Origin of the sequence: Brevibacterium sp. 1718 (assembly GCF_051131255.1) — a bacterium.
GTDB classification, from domain to species: domain Bacteria; phylum Actinomycetota; class Actinomycetes; order Actinomycetales; family Brevibacteriaceae; genus Brevibacterium; species Brevibacterium sediminis.
This window is the reverse complement of record NZ_CP186550.1, coordinates 1,515,392-1,535,566: the sequence shown is the minus strand read 5'-3', so window position 1 is coordinate 1,535,566 and position 20,175 is coordinate 1,515,392. Positions and strand designations below refer to the sequence as shown.

At 64.2% G+C, this 20,175-nt stretch carries 16 protein-coding genes; 9 read left to right on the top strand and 7 right to left on the bottom strand.

The window, feature by feature from the left end; translation table 11 throughout:
• Positions 1-15: 15 nt before the first annotated feature.
• Positions 16-654 (bottom strand): TetR/AcrR family transcriptional regulator, encoded by a 639-nt coding sequence (locus tag ACOZ9V_RS06795; protein ID WP_410710413.1) that lies wholly within the window; start codon positions 652-654, stop codon positions 16-18.
• A gap of 230 nt (positions 655-884) precedes the next feature.
• Between ACOZ9V_RS06795 and ACOZ9V_RS06790 the strand changes: the two genes are divergently transcribed.
• The gene (locus ACOZ9V_RS06790) at positions 885-2,051 is read left to right on the top strand and encodes an acyl-CoA dehydrogenase family protein (protein WP_434594631.1); all 1,167 of its coding nucleotides are present in this window, start codon (positions 885-887) and stop codon (positions 2,049-2,051) included.
• 12 nt (positions 2,052-2,063) lie between these two features.
• On the opposite strand, the gene ACOZ9V_RS06785 is transcribed toward ACOZ9V_RS06790, so the two are convergent.
• Positions 2,064-3,035 (bottom strand): NADPH:quinone oxidoreductase family protein, encoded by a 972-nt coding sequence (locus ACOZ9V_RS06785; protein WP_434594628.1) that lies wholly within the window; start codon positions 3,033-3,035, stop codon positions 2,064-2,066.
• A gap of 176 nt (positions 3,036-3,211) precedes the next feature.
• On the opposite strand from ACOZ9V_RS06785, the gene ACOZ9V_RS06780 reads away from it, so the two are divergent.
• The 4 genes from ACOZ9V_RS06780 (at position 3,212) to ACOZ9V_RS06765 (ending at position 8,117) form a co-directional block, all read left to right on the top strand.
• Positions 3,212-4,234 carry a phosphotransferase family protein gene (locus ACOZ9V_RS06780; protein WP_434594625.1) on the top strand — a complete coding sequence of 341 codons (1,023 nt, stop codon included), beginning with the start codon at positions 3,212-3,214 and terminating at the stop codon, positions 4,232-4,234.
• On the top strand, positions 4,231-5,025 hold the full coding sequence (locus ACOZ9V_RS06775; RefSeq protein WP_434594622.1) for an SDR family oxidoreductase: 795 nt from the start codon (positions 4,231-4,233) through the stop codon (positions 5,023-5,025). The genes ACOZ9V_RS06780 and ACOZ9V_RS06775 overlap by 4 nt, the downstream gene beginning before the upstream one ends.
• 82 nt (positions 5,026-5,107) lie before the next feature.
• Positions 5,108-6,313 (top strand): acyl-CoA dehydrogenase family protein, encoded by a 1,206-nt coding sequence (locus ACOZ9V_RS06770; protein ID WP_434594619.1) that lies wholly within the window; start codon positions 5,108-5,110, stop codon positions 6,311-6,313.
• 85 nt (positions 6,314-6,398) lie between these two features.
• A complete protein-coding gene (locus ACOZ9V_RS06765; protein ID WP_434594616.1) occupies positions 6,399-8,117 on the top strand; it encodes a class I adenylate-forming enzyme family protein in 1,719 nt (572 codons plus the stop codon).
• Positions 8,118-8,171: 54 nt separating this feature from the next.
• On the opposite strand, the gene ACOZ9V_RS06760 is transcribed toward ACOZ9V_RS06765, so the two are convergent.
• From ACOZ9V_RS06760 to ACOZ9V_RS06750, 3 genes are read right to left on the bottom strand one after another with little or no spacing between them, the layout of a single operon-like run.
• Positions 8,172-8,405 (bottom strand): hypothetical protein, encoded by a 234-nt coding sequence (locus ACOZ9V_RS06760; protein WP_181270328.1) that lies wholly within the window; start codon positions 8,403-8,405, stop codon positions 8,172-8,174.
• Between the two features lie 54 nt (positions 8,406-8,459).
• On the bottom strand, positions 8,460-11,063 hold the full coding sequence (locus ACOZ9V_RS06755) for an AAA family ATPase (RefSeq protein ID WP_434594612.1): 2,604 nt from the start codon (positions 11,061-11,063) through the stop codon (positions 8,460-8,462).
• The gene (locus ACOZ9V_RS06750; RefSeq protein WP_181270326.1) at positions 11,060-12,193 is read right to left on the bottom strand and encodes a metallophosphoesterase family protein; all 1,134 of its coding nucleotides are present in this window, start codon (positions 12,191-12,193) and stop codon (positions 11,060-11,062) included. Before ACOZ9V_RS06750 ends, ACOZ9V_RS06755 begins: the two co-directional genes overlap by 4 nt.
• 122 nt (positions 12,194-12,315) lie before the next feature.
• On the opposite strand from ACOZ9V_RS06750, the gene ACOZ9V_RS06745 reads away from it, so the two are divergent.
• The 3 genes from ACOZ9V_RS06745 (at position 12,316) to ACOZ9V_RS06735 (ending at position 16,408) form a co-directional block, all read left to right on the top strand.
• Positions 12,316-13,140, top strand: coding sequence for an ABC transporter ATP-binding protein (locus ACOZ9V_RS06745; RefSeq protein ID WP_434594608.1), 825 nt, complete (start codon positions 12,316-12,318; stop codon positions 13,138-13,140).
• Between the two features lie 85 nt (positions 13,141-13,225).
• A complete protein-coding gene (locus ACOZ9V_RS06740) occupies positions 13,226-14,269 on the top strand; it encodes an ABC transporter substrate-binding protein (RefSeq protein WP_434594605.1) in 1,044 nt (347 codons plus the stop codon).
• 3 nt (positions 14,270-14,272) lie between these two features.
• On the top strand, positions 14,273-16,408 hold the full coding sequence (locus tag ACOZ9V_RS06735; RefSeq protein ID WP_434594602.1) for an iron ABC transporter permease: 2,136 nt from the start codon (positions 14,273-14,275) through the stop codon (positions 16,406-16,408).
• Between the two features lie 160 nt (positions 16,409-16,568).
• Here the strand turns inward: ACOZ9V_RS06735 and ACOZ9V_RS06730 are convergent, their stop codons facing one another.
• Positions 16,569-17,933, bottom strand: a complete 1,365-nt coding sequence (locus tag ACOZ9V_RS06730) for an SLC13 family permease (RefSeq protein WP_434594599.1) — start codon at positions 17,931-17,933, stop codon at positions 16,569-16,571.
• Between the two features lie 70 nt (positions 17,934-18,003).
• Positions 18,004-19,137 carry a PrpF domain-containing protein gene (locus tag ACOZ9V_RS06725; RefSeq protein WP_181270322.1) on the bottom strand — a complete coding sequence of 378 codons (1,134 nt, stop codon included), beginning with the start codon at positions 19,135-19,137 and terminating at the stop codon, positions 18,004-18,006.
• A 113-nt stretch (positions 19,138-19,250) separates the two neighbouring features.
• Between ACOZ9V_RS06725 and ACOZ9V_RS06720 the strand changes: the two genes are divergently transcribed.
• Positions 19,251-20,171 carry a LysR family transcriptional regulator gene (locus ACOZ9V_RS06720; protein WP_139469629.1) on the top strand — a complete coding sequence of 307 codons (921 nt, stop codon included), beginning with the start codon at positions 19,251-19,253 and terminating at the stop codon, positions 20,169-20,171.
• Positions 20,172-20,175: the final 4 nt, after the last annotated feature.

The following is a 20,175-nucleotide window of genomic DNA, read 5'->3' as shown; positions in this document are numbered from 1 at the left end:
GGTGGGTCTGCGATGTCAGTCCGGTGCCGCACCCAAGAGCAGGGTTCGCGCGGTCCGCTGCCAGGTGGTGAGCATCGGCTCCCGGTGTGGGTCACGTCGGGAGAAGGTGTAGGTCACGGCCATTCCGCGCATGCTCGCGAAGATCATCGTGAAGACCTCATCGAACTCCGGGTTCCGCGTGACCGCCGATCCGAAGAGCTCACGGGCATTGTCCCTGACGCGGTCGAGGACGATCTTCTCGTGCTCACGGACGTTTCCGGCCAGTTCATCGTCGGTGCGCGAAGCCGTCCACAGTTCGAGGGCAGAGAAGAAGCTGCCGTGCATCAGCCCCGTCCACAGGGTCCGAATCGCCCAATCGCTTCTGGCGTCGGCGGCGTCGGGTCGTTCCGTTTCCAGTATCCGACCGAATTCGTCGTCCTGGTCCTCCAGCCGTAGGCTGAGTCTCTGTTCGCCGAGGCGGCTGACTGCAGCCGTGAGCAGATCCTGCTTTGAGGGAAAGTGGTGGAGCAGACGCCCCCTAGTCACCCCCGCGATCGATTGGACTCTCACCGTCGTCGTCGCCGCATATCCTTCGCGCAGCAGGCATTCGATCGTGGCATCGAGGATGAGGTCGCGTGAGCGCGCAGTGCGTTCGGCCTGGTTGCCGGCATCCATCGCATCCCCTTCTGCCGTGTTCCGTTCCGGAGCTGTTCGACACCGCAGAACTGCGGTCGAAACGGGCTGCTTCCGACTATCTCACAGATCCAGTCTGTATTGACTGTTTTTCAGGCGGATGCCAGACTGAACGCACGCTCAGTGACCGGGCACACATCATCGCCTCGGCCCGAAGACCGGCCTGTCTGCCCGCCCAGCGACAACCACTGCTTGAGAAGAGGACGCAATCGATGAAGAGGAATCTGTACAACGAGGATCACGAGGCATTCCGAGGATCGGTCGCTGCGTTCCTCGATCGCGAAGTCGTCCCCCACTTCGAGGATTGGGAGGAGAACCACCTCGTCGATCGGGAAATGTGGCGCAAGGCAGCGCAGTCGGGCATCATCGGCCTGGCCATCCCCGAGGAGTTCGGCGGTGGCGGCGTCTCCGACTTCCGGTTCGAGATGGTGCGAGCCGAAGAGATCGCCCGCCGTGGCGTCGGTGCGGCCACGAGCGGCTGGGGCGTCTCAGACGGAATCGTCCCCGGCTATCTCATGGAGTTGGGCACTCGGGCGCAGAAACAGAAGTATCTGACTGGACTGACCTCGGGCGCGATGATCGGGGCGATCGCCATGACCGAACCGGATGCCGGTTCGGATCTGCAGGGCATCACCACGAAGGCTGTCCGCGACGGCGACGATTGGATCATCAACGGCGCCAAGACCTTCATCACCAACGGCATCCACTGTGATTTCGTCATCGTCGTCGCCCGCACGAACCCGGAGGCGAAGGCGTCTCAAGGCACTTCGCTGTTCATCGTCGAGGCAGGCACACCTGGGTTCGAGAAGGGCCGCAAACTGAAAAAGCTCGGCCTGGACGCCCAGGACACTGCCGAACTCTCGTTCACCGATGTCCGGGTACCGGCCGATGCCCTCCTCGGCGAACTCGATCAGGGGTTCATCCACCTCATGGTCAACCTCCCCACCGAACGCCTCCTCATCGGATCGGGAACCCTGGCATCGGCGCGGGCAGCGCTGGCATGGACGGCCGAATACGTCTTCGACCGCCCCGCTTTCGGTCAGACCATCGGCGACTTCCAGAACACTCGTTTCGAACTCGCCGAGCTCGAAACCCGAGTAGACGCCCTGGAGGCGTTCGTCGACCGCTGTGCCCTGGCTCTCAACGAAGGCGAGCTCACCGCGGTCGACGCCGCCAAGGCGAAGTACTTGGGCTCGGACCTCGAGAGCGAGGTCGTCAATCGCTGCCTGCAGCTCTTCGGCGGCTACGGCTATATGCTCGAGTTCCCCATCGCTCGCGCCTACAAGGACAACCGCATCCAGGCAATCTTCGGCGGAGCGAACGAGGTGATGAAGGAACTCATCGGACGCGATATCGCCAAGCGCAACCGCAAGAGGTGATAACGCCCGCGGCTACTCTCCCGCGACTTCGAGAACGACCTTGCCCATCACGGAACGGCCGTCGAGTTCCCTGATCGCCGAGGAGGCCTCGGCGAGCGGGAAGTTCGCGTGGATGCGCGGGTTGAGGTCACCTGCGGCAACGTGCCCGAGGACGGCGTCCCACTGCTCGTGGATGAAGTTCGGGTGACCCCAGGCCGCCGCGCCCCAAGCGACGCCGTCGACAGAGATGTTCTTCAGCAACAGGCGATTGACCTTGATCGAGGGGATTTCACCGGCAGTGAAGCCGAGAACGAGAAGCCGACCGAACGGAGCGAGCACTCGTGTCGAATCGGTGAATCGGTCGCCGCCGACGGGGTCGAAGACGAAATCGACGCCGCCCGGACAGATCTCCTTCGCCGCGTCCTTGAAGCCGTCGGCGAGGACGACATGCGTGGCGCCGATCTCGCGAACCGCTTCAGCCTTCGCCTGGGTCGAGACGACGGCGATGACTTCGAGGCCCATCGCCAGACCCAGCTGCACTGCGGCCGAACCGAGACCGCCTGCGGCTCCGTGGACGAGGAGGCTCTGGCCAGGCTGGGCATTCGCGCGCACCCGCAGTGCGAAGTCAGCGGTGAGCACGTTCATCGGCATGCCTGCGGCATCGGCCAAGGAAACCGAATCCGGGACCTTCACGGTGGCCTCGTCACCGGCGACGAGGTATTCGGCGAAGGTATCCTTTCCGGTGATCGCAGCAACGCGGTCCCCGACGGAGTAGCGGGAGTCCGGACCCACCTCGGCGACGACGCCCGAGGCCTCGGAACCCAGAGTGAAGGGCAGGTCGTGCTTGACCTGGTACATTCCGCGAGTCTGCAGGACTTCGGGGAACGTCACGCCGGCATATGCGACCTTGATGAGCACCTGGCCCGGCCCCGGCGACGGGCGCTCCACATCGAGATGCTCCACATCATCGGGGCCGGTCAGAGCGGTGACGCGAATGGCTTTCATAGTTTCCTCGCTATCGTTGTGACGCACACGGAACACTCGAGCTCCGGTGTCGGCGGTCTTCTCACCTCTATCACACCGAGCGGCTATGACCGTGATCACTTTCACGGCTTGACTCCCCCGCTCGGGATGAATACTGTGAACTCTACTGAACGACTGTTCACTCGGGAAGGTCAAGGATGACACAATCACCGGCAGGGTTCGATGCGGACAGCATCGGCAGATGGATCGAGCGGAGATTCGGGATCAGCGATTTCGACGTCGAAGTGATGTCGGTCGGTCGGTCGAATCTGACGTTCACCATCCTCGTCGACGGCAACCCACGCTGGGTCCTGCGCCGCCCTCCCCTGGGCCACGAGGGCGGCAGCGCTCACAATGTCGCCCGCGAGGGCCGGATCATGGCAGCGCTCAATGACAGTGACGTTCCGGTGCCGACCGTCCTCGACATCGTCGACGACCCCGAGGTCCTCGACGTGCCCTTCGTGTTCATGGACCACTGCCCGGGATTCCCGATCAACACTCCCACCGAGTGGGAGTCCATCCCACCTGAGAACCGCAGCGACTGTGCATTCGGCATGGTCGACGCGCTGGCGGCGATCCATTCCGTCGACGTCGATGCTGTCGGATTGTCCGATCTGCGTCGACCCGGCGGACTCATCGACCGGCAGCTGCGTCGTTGGATCGGGCAGGTCGAGAAGATCGCGATGCGCGAGACTCCGACAATCCACGAAGTCCACGATGTCCTCCGCGAGGCCATGCCCGACCCTGCGGGCTCGCCCGTGGGAATCGCACACGGGGACTTCAAACCGAACAATATGATCTTCGCGCCGTCGGGGTCGGTCAACGCCGTCGTCGACTGGGAGCTGACAGCCATCGGCGAGGTGCTCACCGACCTCGGCTATTTCGTCGCCATGCTCACGGTGCCCGAACAGTACACCAGCATCTGGGTGCCCCGATCCGACGACGGTTTCCCCACCACAGACGAACTCATCGACCGCTATCAGGAAGTCAGCGGGCACGAAGTCCACGATGTCAGCTACTACTCGGCGTTCGCGATGTGGAAACTGGCCTGCATCCGTGAAGGCGTCTACACACGACTGGCGACAGGCAAGATGGGCGACCTCGATCTCGACCCGGAAGAGGCCGGAGCCGGGGTCGAAGACCTCGCTCGCCAAGCCCTCGACCTGTTGGAGAGATCATGACCTCATCCCTGGTCGGCAAGCGTGCGGTCGTCACCGGGGCCGCCGGTGGAATCGGCGCCGCTTTGGCCGCCGAGCTCATCGAACGCGGTGCGTCAGTCGTTCTCGCGGACCTCTCCCCCACGGTCGGCGACACCGCCGCCGTACTCGGCACCTCGGCATTCGCGTGGACAGGCGACGTGTCATCGGTCGAAGGAATCGGTGCGCTCATCGAATCTGCCGACGACAGCCTCGGCGGGATCGATCTGTACTTCGCCAATGCCGGAATCATCGGTCCGGCGATGCTCGGAGAATCCGACGCCGACTGGGACACGATCATCGACGTCAACACGCGGGCCCATGTCCGCGCCGCGCAGGCACTCGTCCCCCGTTGGCAAGAGGCCGGTTCCGGGTATTTCGTCGCCACTGCCTCGGCGGCAGGGCTGCTCACGCAGATCGGCTCGGCCGCATATTCGGTGACCAAGCATGCGTCAGTCGGATTCGCGGAATGGTTGGCCATGACCTATCGCGACGACGGAATCCGCGCCTCGGTGGTCTGCCCGATGGGAGTGAACACGAATCTGCTCGACGACGCCGGATCCGCCGGCGGCGCCGCCCAGAAGGCCGTGACCTCAGCCGGAACCGTCCTGGAACCCGCCGAAGTGGCCGCCATCGTCCTCGACGCCGTCGAGAACGAGCAGTTCCTCATCCTGCCGCACCCCGAAGTCCTCGAGATGTACCGGATGAAAGGCAGCGACTACGACCGCTGGCTGCGCGGAATGTCCCGATACCAAGCCCGACTCAGCGAACAGTGACACCGAGCCCACCACCGAGTGAGACTCACCCGAGACCAGACCTCACAGCAGTGTGAGACCCACCGAGAAGCAAGGAGCCCACGTGTTGGAAATCAGCGAACGCGGACGCGAGTATCAGGAGCGTCTGAACGCCTTCATGGACGAATTCGTCTACCCGGCCGAGCCGGTCTACGCCGAGCAGATGGCCGCGGCGGCCAGCCCCCACACACAGCCGCAGATCCTCGAAGACCTCAAAGCCGAAGCGAAGAAGCAGGGCCTGTGGAACCTCTTCCACCCGCACCCGGAATGGGGACCCGGGCTGACGAACCTCGAATACGCTCCATCGGCCGAGATCACCGGGCGCAGCCTGGATATCGCCCCCGAAGCGATCAACTGCAATGCACCGGACACCGGCAATATGGAGGTCTTCACGGTCTTCGGCACGGATGAGCACAAGGAGAAGTACCTGGGGCCCCTGCTCGAGGGTGAGATCGCTTCGGCCTTCGCCATGACCGAGCCGGCCGTGGCCAGCTCCGATGCGACGAACGTCGAGATGAGCATGGAGCGCACCGACGACGGATTCGTGCTCAACGGCCGCAAGTGGTTTGCGTCGAACGCGATGCACCCGAACTGCCGGGTGCTCATCGTCATGGGCAAGACCGATCCCACCGCCGAGGTGCACCGTCAGCAGTCGATGCTCGTCGTGCCGATCGATGCCGCCGGAGTCACCGTGGTGCGCAACCTGCCCGTGTACGGCTACGCCGACCGGGAGGGCCATGCAGAGATCATCTTCGAGAACGTGCTCGTGCCGTTCAAGGACATTCTCAAGGGCGAGGGCGAAGGCTTCGCCATCAGTCAGGCGCGCCTGGGTCCGGGCCGGATCCACCACTGCATGCGTGCCATCGGAGCCGCCGAGCGGGCGCTCGAACTCATGGTCAAGCGCGCAGAATCTCGCGTGACTTTCGGTGAGAAGCTGTCGAACCGGGCGAACATCCAAGACTGGATCGCCGAGTCCCGGATCGAGATCGATCAGGCTCGGTTGCTGACCCTGCACGCCGCGGACATGATGGACAAGTACGGCAACAAGGTGGCGAAGAACGAGATCGCTGAGATCAAGGTCGTCGCACCGACGATGGCGCTGAAGGTCATCGATCGGGCGGTTCAGGTCCACGGCGGCGGCGGAGTCACCGAGGACTTCCCACTGGCCCGGATGTGGGCGCATATGCGCACCCTGCGTCTGGCCGATGGACCGGACGAAGTGCACAAGCGCTCCATCGCCCGCAATGAGATCAGGAAATACCGCGGCTGAGGTCGGCTCTTCCGCGATACAGTGAGACCCCACCGGGCCCGCAGCAGTGTGCACGGGCCCGGCACCGCCTGCGAAAGGATGTTCAATGACGAACAATTGGTTTGAGGATCGCCCATGGATCACCACTTTGGGCGATCTCGCTCAGGAGCCCTATGTGCTGCCGGATTCCACGCCCTTGGCCGACCTGGCTGCAACAGTCGACGCCCGTGGCGACGAGGAAGGCATCAACTACTACGGATTCACCCTGACCTGGGCGGAGTTCGACCGGTGGTCGACAGCTTTCGCTGCCTTCCTCTCGGCCCACGAGATCAAGCCCGGCGACCGTGTCGGCATCTATGATCAGAACACCCCCGCGTTCGTGATCTCCACCTATGGGGTCTGGAAAGCCGGAGGCACCGTCGTCCCCCTCAACCCCATGTACCGCGGCGAGCTCGAGCACATCTTCGCCGACTCCGAGGTCAAGGGACTCATCGTCTCTCAGGCTGCCTATCTCGACCGCGTCAAGGACTATACCTCGGACCTGCCGCTGGTTGTGCTCAGTGATGACCGGAGCTTCCAGACGGATGGCCCTGATGCGATCTATGCGATGTTCGACAAGCTGCCGCGCTTCGAGGACCTGCCGCCGGCCGAAGGACGTTTTGCGTTCGCAGAGGCGGTGGAGGACAACCTCGATACCGACTTCACCCCGTACTCCCCTGCTCCGTCGGACCTCGGTCTCATCGCCTACACATCCGGCACCTCGGGACGGTCGAAGGGAGCGGCAGCGACTCATGCGAATATCTCGAGCAACTCGCGCTACTGCCTGCGCAACCCGATCCTGGGTCCCGGCGACGGCTACGTCTCACTGGCTCCCTTGTTCCACATCACCGGATTCATCTGCCAGTTCCTTGCGGCCGTGGCCGGCGGTGCCCGGCTCATCCTCAACTATCGTTTCGAACCCGGTTCGCTCATCGCTCTGTGTGATCGGGAGAAGCCTGCGTACATGGCCGGCCCGGCCACGATATATACGGCGATGATGGCGCACCCCGACTTCAGCGCCGAGAAGTTCGCATCCTTCAAATCCCTCATGTCCGGCGGTGCACCGCTGCCCGAAGGACTAGTCAACAAGTTCGAAGAGCGTGCCGAGATCTATGTCGGTCAGGGCTACGGCCTGTCGGAGACCTGCGCCCAGGTCGCCACCGTGCCGCATGGATTCCAAGCCCCGGTCGACCCGGACAGTGGGAACCTCGCCTGCGGTCTGCCGCAGCCGGATGTGATGATCCGCATCCTCGATGACGACGGTCAGCCCGTGGGCCCCGGGGAGGTCGGAGAGGTTGCGATCTCCGGACCGCAGGTGGTCTCCAGTTACCTCAACAACCCGCAGGCCACCGCGGAGCAGATCCCCAACGGCGAGCTGCACACCGGCGATGTCGGGTTCATGAATGAAGACGGGTGGCTGTTCATCGTCGACCGGAAGAAGGACATGATCAATGCCTCCGGCTTCAAGGTCTGGCCGCGGGAAGTCGAGGATGTGCTCTACATGCACCCGGCCATCCAGGAGGCAGCTGTCGTGGGCATCCCCGATGACTACCGCGGCGAGGATGTGTCGGCCTTCGTCACCCTGCAGCCCGGCGCCGAGGCGACCGCTGAGGAGATCATGTCATTCTGCCGGCAGAAGCTCGCTTCCTATAAGGCTCCGCACCAGGTGACGTTCATCGATCAGCTGCCGAAGACGAGTTCCGGTAAGATCCTGCGACGGACCATCCGCGCCGATGCCGTCGAAGCCGCCCGGGCGGCCAAGGCAGCAGCGGGCACTGCCGACTGAGGCTGAGGCCAGGGCGGTCTTGCGCGAATCCGGCTTCCGCGGCGTCGGTGTCGTTCAGGGGACGCGGGATGCCGGATACTTGTCTGCCTCGCTGATAATCTCCGGAGTCTGTTCGTCGTCCTCGACAATGCCTGCCATCTCCCATCGGCCGTGGACCGGGCAATATTGGAAGCGATACGCACCGAAGCGGATGGATTTGAATGACATCAGCGGAATCCAGCGAGTGCGGTAGTACCCGCCGCCGGAGCAGCGGACGATGACTTCATCGGCATAGGTCTTCTCGCTCATGACCCCCAGGTTAACGCAAGGCCCCTTAACGACGTCGAGACTGGACGCCGAGATTCAGCCCAGGCTGACGGTTTCGGCGCCGCCGATGGAGGCGAAGCGGTCGGGCTGACAGGTGAGCAGAATGACCTGAGCCGTGCGGCCGACATTGCCGAGGATGACGTTGAGGGCGGCCAGGCGCTGCTCATCGGAGAAGCCGAAGGCATCGTCGAGGATGACCGGTGCTCCGGCTTCCGCATCGACGAGGGTGGCAACGGCGAGTCGGCCGATGAGCGCCAACTGTTCCTTCGTCCCGCCCGAAAGCGCGTCGAAGGCCACGGTGCGTCCGTCGAGCGTGCGGGAGACGATTTCGAGGTTCTCGGAGATCTCCACCGACAGTCCCTGACCGAAGATCACCCGACCCAGCTTCTCGATCGCCTCCTTGAACGGGGCGACGTACCTCCGCTGAGCCTCTTCCTTGTGTGCGAGCACGGTGTCGCGCAATAGTCGGATCGCATTTGCCTGCCGCTGCATGCGAGCCTGCTTCGACCGAATGGACTCCACGTTCTGCTCTGCAGCTTTGAGCTTGTCGTAGATGCCCTCGGCCGCACGGTCATCGATGAGAGCCGCGAGCTGATCGACCTCCTGCCGGTCCTTCTCCTGCTGCTTCTGTTTGCTGTCGACGAGCTGGAGAGCGTTCTGCAGTCGCATCTCAAGAGTCTCGGGGTCGGCGGCCTCGTATGCGGAGCGTGCGGCAGCGGCTTCGTCCTCAGCCTGTGTCAGTGTCGCCGTGGCAGCGGTCAGTGCTTCGTCGAGGGACTCATCGGAGTTCGCTTCCCTGTCCATGCTCAGGCGGGTGCTGAGGTTCTGCAGCGTCGTCGCCGCCTGTTCGCGCGTCGACTGTGCACGCACGGCAGCCACACGTGCCTCATCCCGGTCGGTGCGAATGCGTTCGAGCGCGGTCCTAGCCGTCTCGACCTGCGCGGTCGCATCGTCGACGGCTGCTGACGTCGATTCGACCAGTGCTTCGAGGTCGTCGATCGATGCGGCGGTTCCGCTCGTATCAGCGGGGTCCCCCGCCACGTGTTCGGCTCGGGTGAGCGCGGCATCGAGTCCGTCGCGGTCGTCGTCGCCGATGAGCACCCGCAGAGTCGATGAGGCTTCGGCCAGCACGGACTCGGCATCGGTGCGCACCTCGCTGCGTTCGCGTGCCTGTTCTAGGGAGGTCACGCCGAGCCGGTCGAGTTCCGCGTCGAGAAGGGTCTGCGCGGAGTCGACGGCTCGGTCGAGTTCGGCTGGTGACTGTCCCGGTCGCACGGTGATGTCGACGACGGAGTCGATGAGGATCTGCAGGTCCGAGGTGACGGCGAATTCCTCGGCGGACCCCTTGGGCACATCGGTTCCGTCGATGCTCACGGCGGTATCGCCGAGGCGGCGGGCGACGATCTGTGCGGCGGCCGCGGTCTTCGCGTTCTGCGCAATGCGCAGCTCGGTGAACAGTCCTCCGAGTTTCTCCACGTCTTTCGCGGTCACGGTGATCGACCCGATCGTCGCTTTCGCCTCAGCTGCTCTGCGTTCCTGGTCGCGGATGTCGGCCAGCCTCTTCCGCAGAGTGTCGACCTCTCTGCGTGCGCGGGCCCGAGCGAGATCGGCGGCTGCGGTCTTCGCTTCAACCTGAGCGGTGAGGAGTGCGGCCTGTTTGGCCTCGAGGCCCTTCTGCGCCTCGGCGAGAGACGAGTCCTCTTCCTGCTGTGCGGTCGTGACCGTCTTGAGTGCATCGTCGGCAGTCTTCACCGACTCTTCGGCCGCAGTGACCTCGGTGATGAGTGCCTGACGTCGGTCTCGCGCCTCCTCGGCACGCTGACGTTCTCTCTGTGCGACGCCCGCGCGTTCGAGAGCTCGATCGAGTTCGGTCTTGAGCCCGGACACGGACTGCACAGCCTGTTCAGCCTCTTCGCGTTCGGTCACGGCCGATGCCAGCTGAGTACGCCCATTCGTCAGCCGCTCGGCTGCTCGAGCATGCCGGTCGACGAGCCCGTCCATATCGGCGCTGCGAGCCTTCAGTTCACGATGCTGCTCTTCGGCGCCGGGGAGTTCTTCGGTGAGCCTTCGCAGCTCACCCGTCTCCTTGCCCTTTGCCGTGAAGAACCTCAGGTATTCGGTTTCGACTCTGTCGAGGAAGGCATCGTGGTCAGCCGGTTCCTCCCCGGCCTCGCCCAGAGCACCGTGCAGTGCCTTGATCTCGGCCAGGGAAGCCTGGTCGAGGCTCCGGCCCTGAGCGACGTCGAGAGCGTCGAGCAGGTCGACATCGACGGTTTCGTCGAGGATCGCCAAGAACCGCTCATGTGCTTCGCTGCCGCTGAGCTGTTGGGGGACGGGGTTGAGAATGCTCAGCTCGGTGAAGGGCTGTTTGATCCAGCGTTTGCTGTATCGGAGTTCGTAGTCCCCGGTGCTCAGGTGCAGTTCGACCTGCGGACCGACGTCGGAACCGACCGGTTGGGTGTCTTTGACGCTGGCCTTGCGGGAGCTGTCCTTGTCCTCGCGCAGCTGCGTGATGGCCTGATGGATCGAGGACTTCCCGACCTCGTTCGGGCCTTCGACGATCGTCACCCCGGAGCTGAAGTCGACGGTGGCGTCGCTGATGGCGCGGTAGTCGATGAGGCGGATGGAATGGAGTCTCATGAGCCGCTCCTGGCGAATCGGTAGAGCAGACCGAGTGCGTCTTGGGCCGTGACTGCTGAGTCGTCGTCTGCGGTGGCACGTGCGGAGAGTTCGTCAAGAGTCTCCTGCAGGTATCCGCTCAGTCCGAGATCGGCGAAGTCGTCGTCCGCAGCGACGACGGCCAGGTCCATGTGACGCTCCCAGAGTGAGACGAGCGCGAACAGGTCGGAGAAGTGGTCGAGCTGTTCGTCGAGTCGGGCCTTCGCCGCCGTCGGCAGAGTGCCGCGCAGGATCAGCCACACCGCCGTGCGGTCCTTGTCGGGAACGGCATTCATCCGCTCTTCGAAATCGGCGACATCCTCGGCGGAGTTGAGGTCGGCTTCGATGACGGTGAATGCCCATGTGCCGACGTGGACCTTCTCGACCTCGGCCCGGTGGGTGTCGGCATCGATGTCGACGAGGAGCACGTTGCCCGGATCGGTCTCCCGCCGAGAGGTCACTTCCGGTGCTCCCGGATACCAGATGCGGTCGGCGACCTCGAAGGTCGCGTGCCGGTCGCCGAGCGCGACGAACTGGGCCCGGTCGTCGCGCAGCAGTGCCTGCAGATGGTCGGTGTCGATGGTGGCCAGCGATTCCCGATCCGGGTCGAGGACGCTCACGGCTCCGTGGCCGGCGATGATCCGGATATCACCGGCAGCCACCTCGGCGAGGTCTTTCGTCGCTGCGGCGACGAGATCCCCTTGAGGATGTTTGGAAGACCAGGGGGCGCCGATGATCTCGACCCCGGAAACGACGGTGAACGGGTCGCTGCCGCGCAGGACATGCACATGCGAGGGCACCCGTGAGGAGAAGGCCGGGGAGTCATAGATCGATGCGGCGTCCAAGGGGTCATGGTTGCCGGGAAGCAGCACGACCGGCACGGTGAAAGCGTTGAGGACTTCGAAAGTCCGGGCGATGATCGCGCGGTCGAGCTGGTTGGTTTCGAACACGTCCCCGCAGACGAGGACGAACTCCGCGCCTGTCTCGGCGGCGAGCGCTCCGATGCGGGCAACGGCGTCGAGGCGGGCGCGATGGTACCTGGGCCGGGCCTCGTCGCTGAGGTAGTGCGCGGTCATACCGAGCTGCCAGTCCCCCGTGGCGATGAATCTCATCTGCTCCTCCTCAATCGGTCCCATCCTACGGTCGCAGGCCCACACTATCGGCAGGCACTGACGCGGGTGTTCTGCACCACACAGATACCCTCAAACGCTGACTTAGGTTAGGCTAAACATTTGTGAATGCGATTGCACTGACTGCCACCGGCCTCAATCTGGGCTACGACCGCGCCGAGGTCGTCCATGACGTGAGCCTGACGATCGTCCCCGGACGGGTCACCGCCCTGCTCGGACCCAATGGGTCGGGCAAGTCCACCGTCCTGCGCTCATTGGCCCGGCTGCATCCGATCACCTCGGGCGACGTCGCCATCACCGAGGCTGACGCAGACACTCCATCAAGCACTCTGACGGCCAGAGAGTTCGCCCGGTTCGTCACCCTGCTGTCCCAGTCGCGCCCACACCCGTCGGGCCTCAGCGTCCGTGAGATCGTCACCTTCGGCCGCCACCCGCATCGTAAGCGCTTCGCCGGGCTCACCGACGTCGATCGCGCTGCCGTCGATCGCGCACTCTCCCTCACCGGCACCATGGTGATGGCCGACCGTCCGGTCGACCAGCTCTCCGGCGGCGAACTCCAACGCGTCTGGTTGGCGACCTGTCTGGCCCAGGACACCGGAGTCCTCCTGCTCGACGAACCGACGAACCATCTCGACCTGCGCTACCAGGCGGAGATCCTCGACCTCATGCGCGAACTCGCCGACGACCACTCCATCGCCGTCGGCGTCGTCCTCCATGACCTCGAACATGCCGCCACCGTCGCCGATCACGTGGTCCTGCTCGAACAGGGGCGCATCCGCTCGGTCGGCACCTGCGAAGACGTCTTCACCGCCGAGACGCTGAGCGAGGTCTACGGGCTGCCCATCTCGACCCGGATCGATGCCGACACCGGCCTGGTCCGGGTCGAAGCCCTCCACCGACGGACTCGTCGCCCGGCCGCAGCGCTCTAAGCGCACCACCCCACCTTCTGACAGTCACACCCAGAAATCGCACCACCTCATCTCCGATCGTCGATCGGTTCACAGAAAGAACACCATGACCAGAACACCTCTGTCGCGCACCTCGTTCGCCGCCTTCGCCTCGGCAACGGCGGTCTGCGCACTGGCCCTGACCGGGTGCGGCACTACCGATACCGACGCACCTGCTGATGCGAAGGGACAGACCTCCGCATCGTGTGCGGACGACTCGAGCACCACCTCGGCGGATCCGGTCACCGTCACCGACGACACCGGCCACGAGATCGAACTGGACAAGCCGGCGGCGAAGGTCGTATCCCTCGAATGGCAGTACACCGAGGATCTTCTCTCCCTCTGCGTCGATCCCGCCGCCGTCGCCGATGCGAAGGGCTTCACCACCTGGGACACGGCAGAGAAGCTGCCCGACTCCACCACCGACGTCGGCACTCGCCAGGAACCCAACGTCGAATCGATCCTGTCGGCCGATCCGGATCTCGTCATCATCGAAACGACGAATCGCAAGGACAAGATCGTCAGTCAGCTCGAGAAGCAGGGAATCCCCGTGATGGCGATGGCCGGCGCCGACGGCAAGGACCCCGTCAAGTACATGAAGGACACGTTCACCACCGTCGCCGTGGCGACCGGTCGCACCGAGCGCGCCGACACCGTCCTCGGCGATTTCGATGCGAAGCTCGAAGAATCGAAGAAGGCCATCGCCGAGGCGGACCCGGCCACCACCGAATTCGTCTACTTCGACGGCTGGGTCAACGGTTCGAACGTGGCGCTGCGTCCCTTCGGCCAGGGTTCGCTCATCGGCGAACTCGGCGAGGAGCTGGGCCTGAAGAACGCGTGGACCGGTGACGTCGACCCCGCGTACGGCCTCGGACAGACCGATATCGAAGGCATCTCGAAGGTCGGTGAGGCGAACTTCTTCTACACCGGGACCGAGGACCCTGAGTCCGAGGACTATGTGGAGCTGCTGAAGAAGAACGACATCTGGGCGAACATCCCCGCAGTGAAGGACGACCGCACCACGGCCTTCCCGGCAGGCATTTGGACCTTCGGCGGACCCAAGTCGTCCGAGCAGGCCCTCGACGCCTACGTCGACGCACTGACCAAGTAGACCGTGGCCTCTCCCCTGACCCGCCCGAACACCTCCCAGCGGACGGCTGCGGCACCGGAATCGACCATGGTTCCGGTCCGCGGCCGCGGAGTCGTCGGTGCCCTGTCGACCGCCTCCGCTCTGCTCGGTCTCGTTGCCGTCCTCGTCATCGCTTCAGCCTGGCATATCACGCAGGGCACCTCGGGCATCGGCATCAGGGAACTGTTCACGACCGTGACCGGCACGCTCTCCCCCGCCGAGGATGGCCCCAGTGCCCGTGACATCCTCGTCGGGTCCCGGCTGCCGCGCGTGGGGGCGGGCATCCTCGTCGGCCTCGCCTTGGGTGTGGCCGGTGCCCTGTTCCAATCACTGGCGCGCAACCCCTTGGCGTCGCCGGACACGCTGGCGGTCACCGGCGGCGCGTACTTCGCCGTCACCGTGGTCACTGCCTTCGGCATTGCGATTCCGATCTGGGCCTCGGGAGGGGTCGCCTTCCTCGGCGGCCTGCTTGCCGCAGCCCTGGTCCTCGGCCTGGCCGGAGGCGCAGGAGCCTCGACGACTCGGCTCGTGCTGGCGGGCACGGCCACGGCGATGGCGCTGCAGGCGGCGACGTCGACCCTGCTCATCCTCTTCGCCGAAGAGACGACGAGTCTCTTCTCCTGGGGTTCGGGCACTCTCAATCAGCTCGACGGGACCGCGGCCCTGCGCAGCATTCCCGTCATCGCTGTCATCGCCGGCGGTGCGATCCTGCTGTCGAGGCGTCTGGACCTGCTCGGTCTCGGCGACGACGCCGCCTCGGTGCTCGGGGTTCCGGTCAGGTCGACGCGGGCCATCGGGATCCTCCTCGCCGTCATGCTCACCGCCACTGCGGTGACCCTGGCCGGTCCGATCGGCTTCGTCGGCCTCTGCGCCCCGGTCATCGCCCGGCTCCTCGCCCGCGTCGTTCCGAGCCTCGGCCGTCATGCCGTGCTCTTTCCGACCGCCGGTCTCATCGGTGCGATCATCGTCATCGTCGCCGATGCCCTGCTGCGCGCGATCGTCGGCGCCACCGAGGCGATCACCCTCCCGTCGGGAGTGACGACGACTGTGCTCGGGGCGATCGTGCTCGTTCTTCTGGCGCGATCGATGCGCACGGCATCACCGGCCGCGGCCACCTCGGCGGCGAACTCGGCTGTGGTAGGTCCGCGACGGGCCGGCTTCGTCATCGGCGTCGGCGTCGTGGTCCTCATCCTCGTCGCCGTGATCGGTCTGCTCACCGGGGAACGGTTCTACCTCCTCGGCGATGTGCTGCTGTGGTTCCAAGACCGGGCGGCACCCGTCATCGACTTCGCCTTCGACTCACGAGCGCCCAGGGTCACCGCTGCCCTGGCCGCCGGTGCCGCGCTGGGACTCTCCGGCACCCTTGTCCAGGCCAGTGCACGCAACCCCCTGGCCGAACCCGGCCTGCTCGGCATCACGGGTGGAGCCGGGCTGGGTGCCGTCATCGTCGTCACCCTCATCCCCGGCGCCGGGGTCGGTCTCGTCTCCGGGGTCGGCATCGTGGGGGCCCTGGTCGCCTTCGCCACCGTCTACGGGCTCTCGTGGCGGGGTGGGATGAATACCGATCGTCTCGTCCTCATCGGCATCGGTCTGTGGTTCGGGTTCACCGCGCTGACCACACTGTTCCTCGTCCGCGCGAATCCCTGGGACACGCCTGCCCTCTTCACGTGGCTGTCCGGATCGACGTACGGAAGGGCGTGGGCGGATATCGCACCGGTCGCCCTCGCCCTGCTCGTCGCCGTACCGCTGGCGTTCGTGTGGACGCGCGAGCTCGACCTGCTCGCCCTTGATGATGACACCCCACGGCTGGTCGGGGTTCCGCGTGAACCGGTGCGCCTGGCGGTGCTCATCACGGCGGCCGTACTTGCGGCGGTGAGTGTGTCGGCCGTCGGCGTCGTCGGATTCATCGGTCTCGTCGCCCCGCACGCTGCGCGCGCTCTGGTCGGCGCCCGTCATATCCGGGTCGTGCCCACGGCGATGCTGCTCGGAGCCGTGGGCCTCGCCGTCGCCGACGCCGTGGGGCGCACGGTGATCGCTCCGGCGCAGATACCGGCCGGGCTCATCGTCGCCCTCATCGGCGCCCCGTATTTCGTCTACCTGCTGGCACGCACCCGCGCCTGACATTGCGTGAGAATCGCAAAGTCCCGCGCTGCTCCTCGCCTGCCCGGTTGCCTTGCAATTCGATGTGCACTCTCCAGCCGATCCGAGTAACGATCAGCAGATGAAAGGTCGCCGCCGAGTCACGATGGCATTCGGCGGCGACCTGTGTATCGTTCGGTTGTCAGATGATTCCCGTCGGCACCAGCAGAGCCCACGCAAGAAGCGGGGCGATGAGGACGACGAACCCGGCGTAGATCATGAGGTCGCGCCAGATTGTTTTGGCTTCGCCGCCCTGTGTGTTGGCAATGATGAGCGCACCGTCTGTCGAGAACGGAGAGACATCGACGATCGTCGCCGATACCGCGAGCGCCGACATGACGGCTGTCGCGCTGAGGGCACTCTGCTCGAGCAGAGGGATGGACATCGGAATCAGGGCGGTGAGCAGCGCAGTCGAGGATGCGAAGGCAGAACTCACTCCGATGACGTAGCAGAGGACGATCGCGACGATGAGTGGAGCACCAATTGCCACCGCCATCTTCGAGAGCGAATCGATGACGCCGGCGTGGGTGAGCAGGCTGACATAGACGATCATGCCCGACACCAGAAGGACGGTCGACCACGAGATTCCTGAGACGAGGTTCTCGGAGCTCTTCAAGGAGGTGAACGCCAGCACGAGTCCGCACGCCAGTCCGAGGAAGCCGATCGGCAGCTCGAATCCGACCGCGCCGACAACCATGACGACGATGAGGCCTATGGTCAGCCACACCTGACGAGTCATCGGCGATGTCGCTGTGCGCACCTCGGTCTCTACTGCGACTGCCGTTCCAGAACCGCTTCCCTGCCGAGGCATCCTACCGTCAGAGTCGGGCCCTTTGCTTCCCACACCGGAGTCTCCATGAGCTCCCCAACTCTCAAGGTTGTCCGGGTCGGGCACTGTACGCAGTCGCCCGAGGGCCTTCATCACGACGACAGTGAGAATAGTGACCAACAAGTTGATGACATAGGCTGCGAGGAAGAGAGCCCCGCCGTTGATCTCGAAGCCATTGGCCTCGGCAATGTCACGAACAATGTTTCCGGACACGGAGATCGGTGAGAACCCACCGGCGTGTGCGCCGTTGATGACCATCGCTCCCATGACTACTCCGCTGTAGCCGGTCGAGGCACAGAAGCCCATGGCTGCCGGTGCCAGCAGAGCAACTGCGGCGGGAGAGAATGTGCCCATCGCTGTCAGCAGCGAGGAGACGACGAAGAAGATCCACGGCACGATATTGATACGACCCCGGACTGCGCGGATAGCCAGATCCACGAGGACCCTGATGGTCCCGTTCTTCTGGGCGATGCTGAAGAAGAAAGTCACGCCGACGATCGTCAGCACGATGCTCGCGGGAAACTCCTCAAGGATCTCCTTGTCATCCATGCCGAAGACGAAGGTGCCGAAGACGAAAGCCCCGACGAGGCCCATGATCCCGATATTGATGGGCCATTTGGTGGCGACGATGAACATCACCACCAGCACCACGAGCATGAGTATCTGAACTAGGGACATGGGTGTTCCTCCAACTTCATTGTCAGCTGATCTTCCTTGAAAAGATTCAGGTATTCCTAGGGACGGTCGTTCATGAGACCAGGGGCAGATCTATGTCTGCGTGGGCAATCCGCCGCGCCACCCGTCTGACTCCGAGACGAGCGACTTGCCCCGACCCGGTGAGCTGAACTCGACAGACGATGACTCCGACGGGGGTGCCGATTCGAATAGCCACCTCGTCGTCGGCGTCGGTGTGCTGAAGAGCCCGCTTGTCGATGGCGTCATTGACAAGACTTCCTTCCACGAATGAAGCCCGTGCCAGGGCGATCGCCGAAGTGATTCCGATGGCGGGATGCAGATCGAACATCGAAACCATCCGCGCAGAAATGTCGTAGTCTCCGGCGGAGATCCTCTCTCCGGAGATGCTGGTGTAGTCGGACGGCGGCGCGATGAGGCCCACCTTGGGTACGGCGGGGCTCGGCTCCTCGCCTTCGGCGCTCAGTCCCATTGACCTCGATGCGGCCGATCGAATCTCGACGAGCTCATTGAGTCTCAGACGGATCTCCGCGGTCGGCTCGGTCCCGGACAGTCCGAGCTCAGCGGCACTGACGAAGCAAGCCGGAGCACCGGCGTCGATGCAGCTGACGGTGATCGAAGCACCGTCGCAACTCACCTCGGTGGCTGCCTCTCCGGTCGGCAGCAGCTCGCCGGTTGAAGCACCGTCGACGTTTTCGAAGAAGACGTTGACCGGAATGCCCGGCATCGAGCTTCCCGGTATCGTTTCGGAGCCGTTCGATGGAATCTTCTTTCCGGGTGTAGCTACATGAGCGACCACGACGGAACGAGTATTCTCATTCACCATCCTCACCGGAGTGACTTCGCCGCCAGGTCGGACCAATCCGTTCTGAACCGCGTAGAGCGCGACAGCCGAAGCGCAATTGCCGCAGTTCGACGTGAACTCGACCGCCGACCGGCCGATTCCGACCTGCGCGAACAGGTAGCTGACGTCGATGCCTGGGATCGCCGACGGCGAAATGACGGCAGCCTTGGAGGTCGTCGAGGAAGCCCCACCGACTCCGTTGAGCTGACGGTCATCTCCCGACCCGAAGGCCGCAGACAAGGCTTGCGCGATCCCAGCTCTGTCCGCCGGCATCTCGTCATTGGCGAACAACCAGCACTTGGACGTTCCGCCTCTGTACCACTGTCCGTGGAGCTGACTTTCCACTCGCTTCTCCTTGGTCCATCGCCGCTGTCTGCGACGACGAACATCAAGTTTTCACATCGTTTAGTTAAGTTCAATCAACACTTAGTAACCTCTCTATAAGCTACGCTTAAACTATGAGTTCAGCGCCCTACAACGTCGACCGCCTCCTCCTGCTGCTTCTCGTCTTTCGGACAGGCAGCCTCTCCGCCGCCGCCGATGAACTCGCGTTATCGACCTCGGCTGTGTCGCAGCAGATCAGCAAACTGGAACGCGAAGTCGGCCTTCCGCTTGTCGTCCGTCACCCGAAGGGCATGCGCCTGACAGATGCCGGAGTCAAGCTCTCGTCTTATGCGGCGACCATCGACAATGCGCTCACGGCCGCAAGGAACGACATGTCCGCGTTTGCTCAGCTCGACCGAGGCGAAGTTCGGATTGCCACATTTCCGACCTTCGCCGCGTCGGTGATGCCGAAGATCCTTCAGCATTTCCATGAACTGCATCCAGACCTCGATGTGACGGTCAAGAGTTACCGTCTCGACCGCATCCAAGAGGCGCTCGAACGCCGCGAAGTCGATCTCGCGACAGTGTGGGACTACCCCTGGGCGCCGATCGACGACCAGATCCCCGTGACGACGACGCTGCTCAAAGAGCCCACGATGCTGCTTCTGCCATCAACTCACGCCTTGGCACGACGCAGAGTCGTGGAGCTCAAAGAGGTGGCGGACAATCCATGGATCACTCGCTCTTCCCACCCCGTGGCCTCGGTGCTCGGACGGATATGCAGTGATGCCGGGTTCGCGCCGCGCATCGTCTTCGAGGCCAATGACTACCAAGAGCTTCTGGGCATGGTCGCCGCCGGGCTGGGGGTGGCCATCGCCCCTCGCCTTGCAGTCCATTTTCATAGCCCCGACGTGAAGGTCGTCTCCATCAGAGGAAATCCAGCGCCGAGACGAATCGTCCTTTCCCAACTGCCCGAACGAGTGCCATCACCGGCCGTGCTGTCTCTGGTTCGCGCATTCCGCAAGATCGCCAGCGCGAAGGAATGGCGGACCTAGCAGC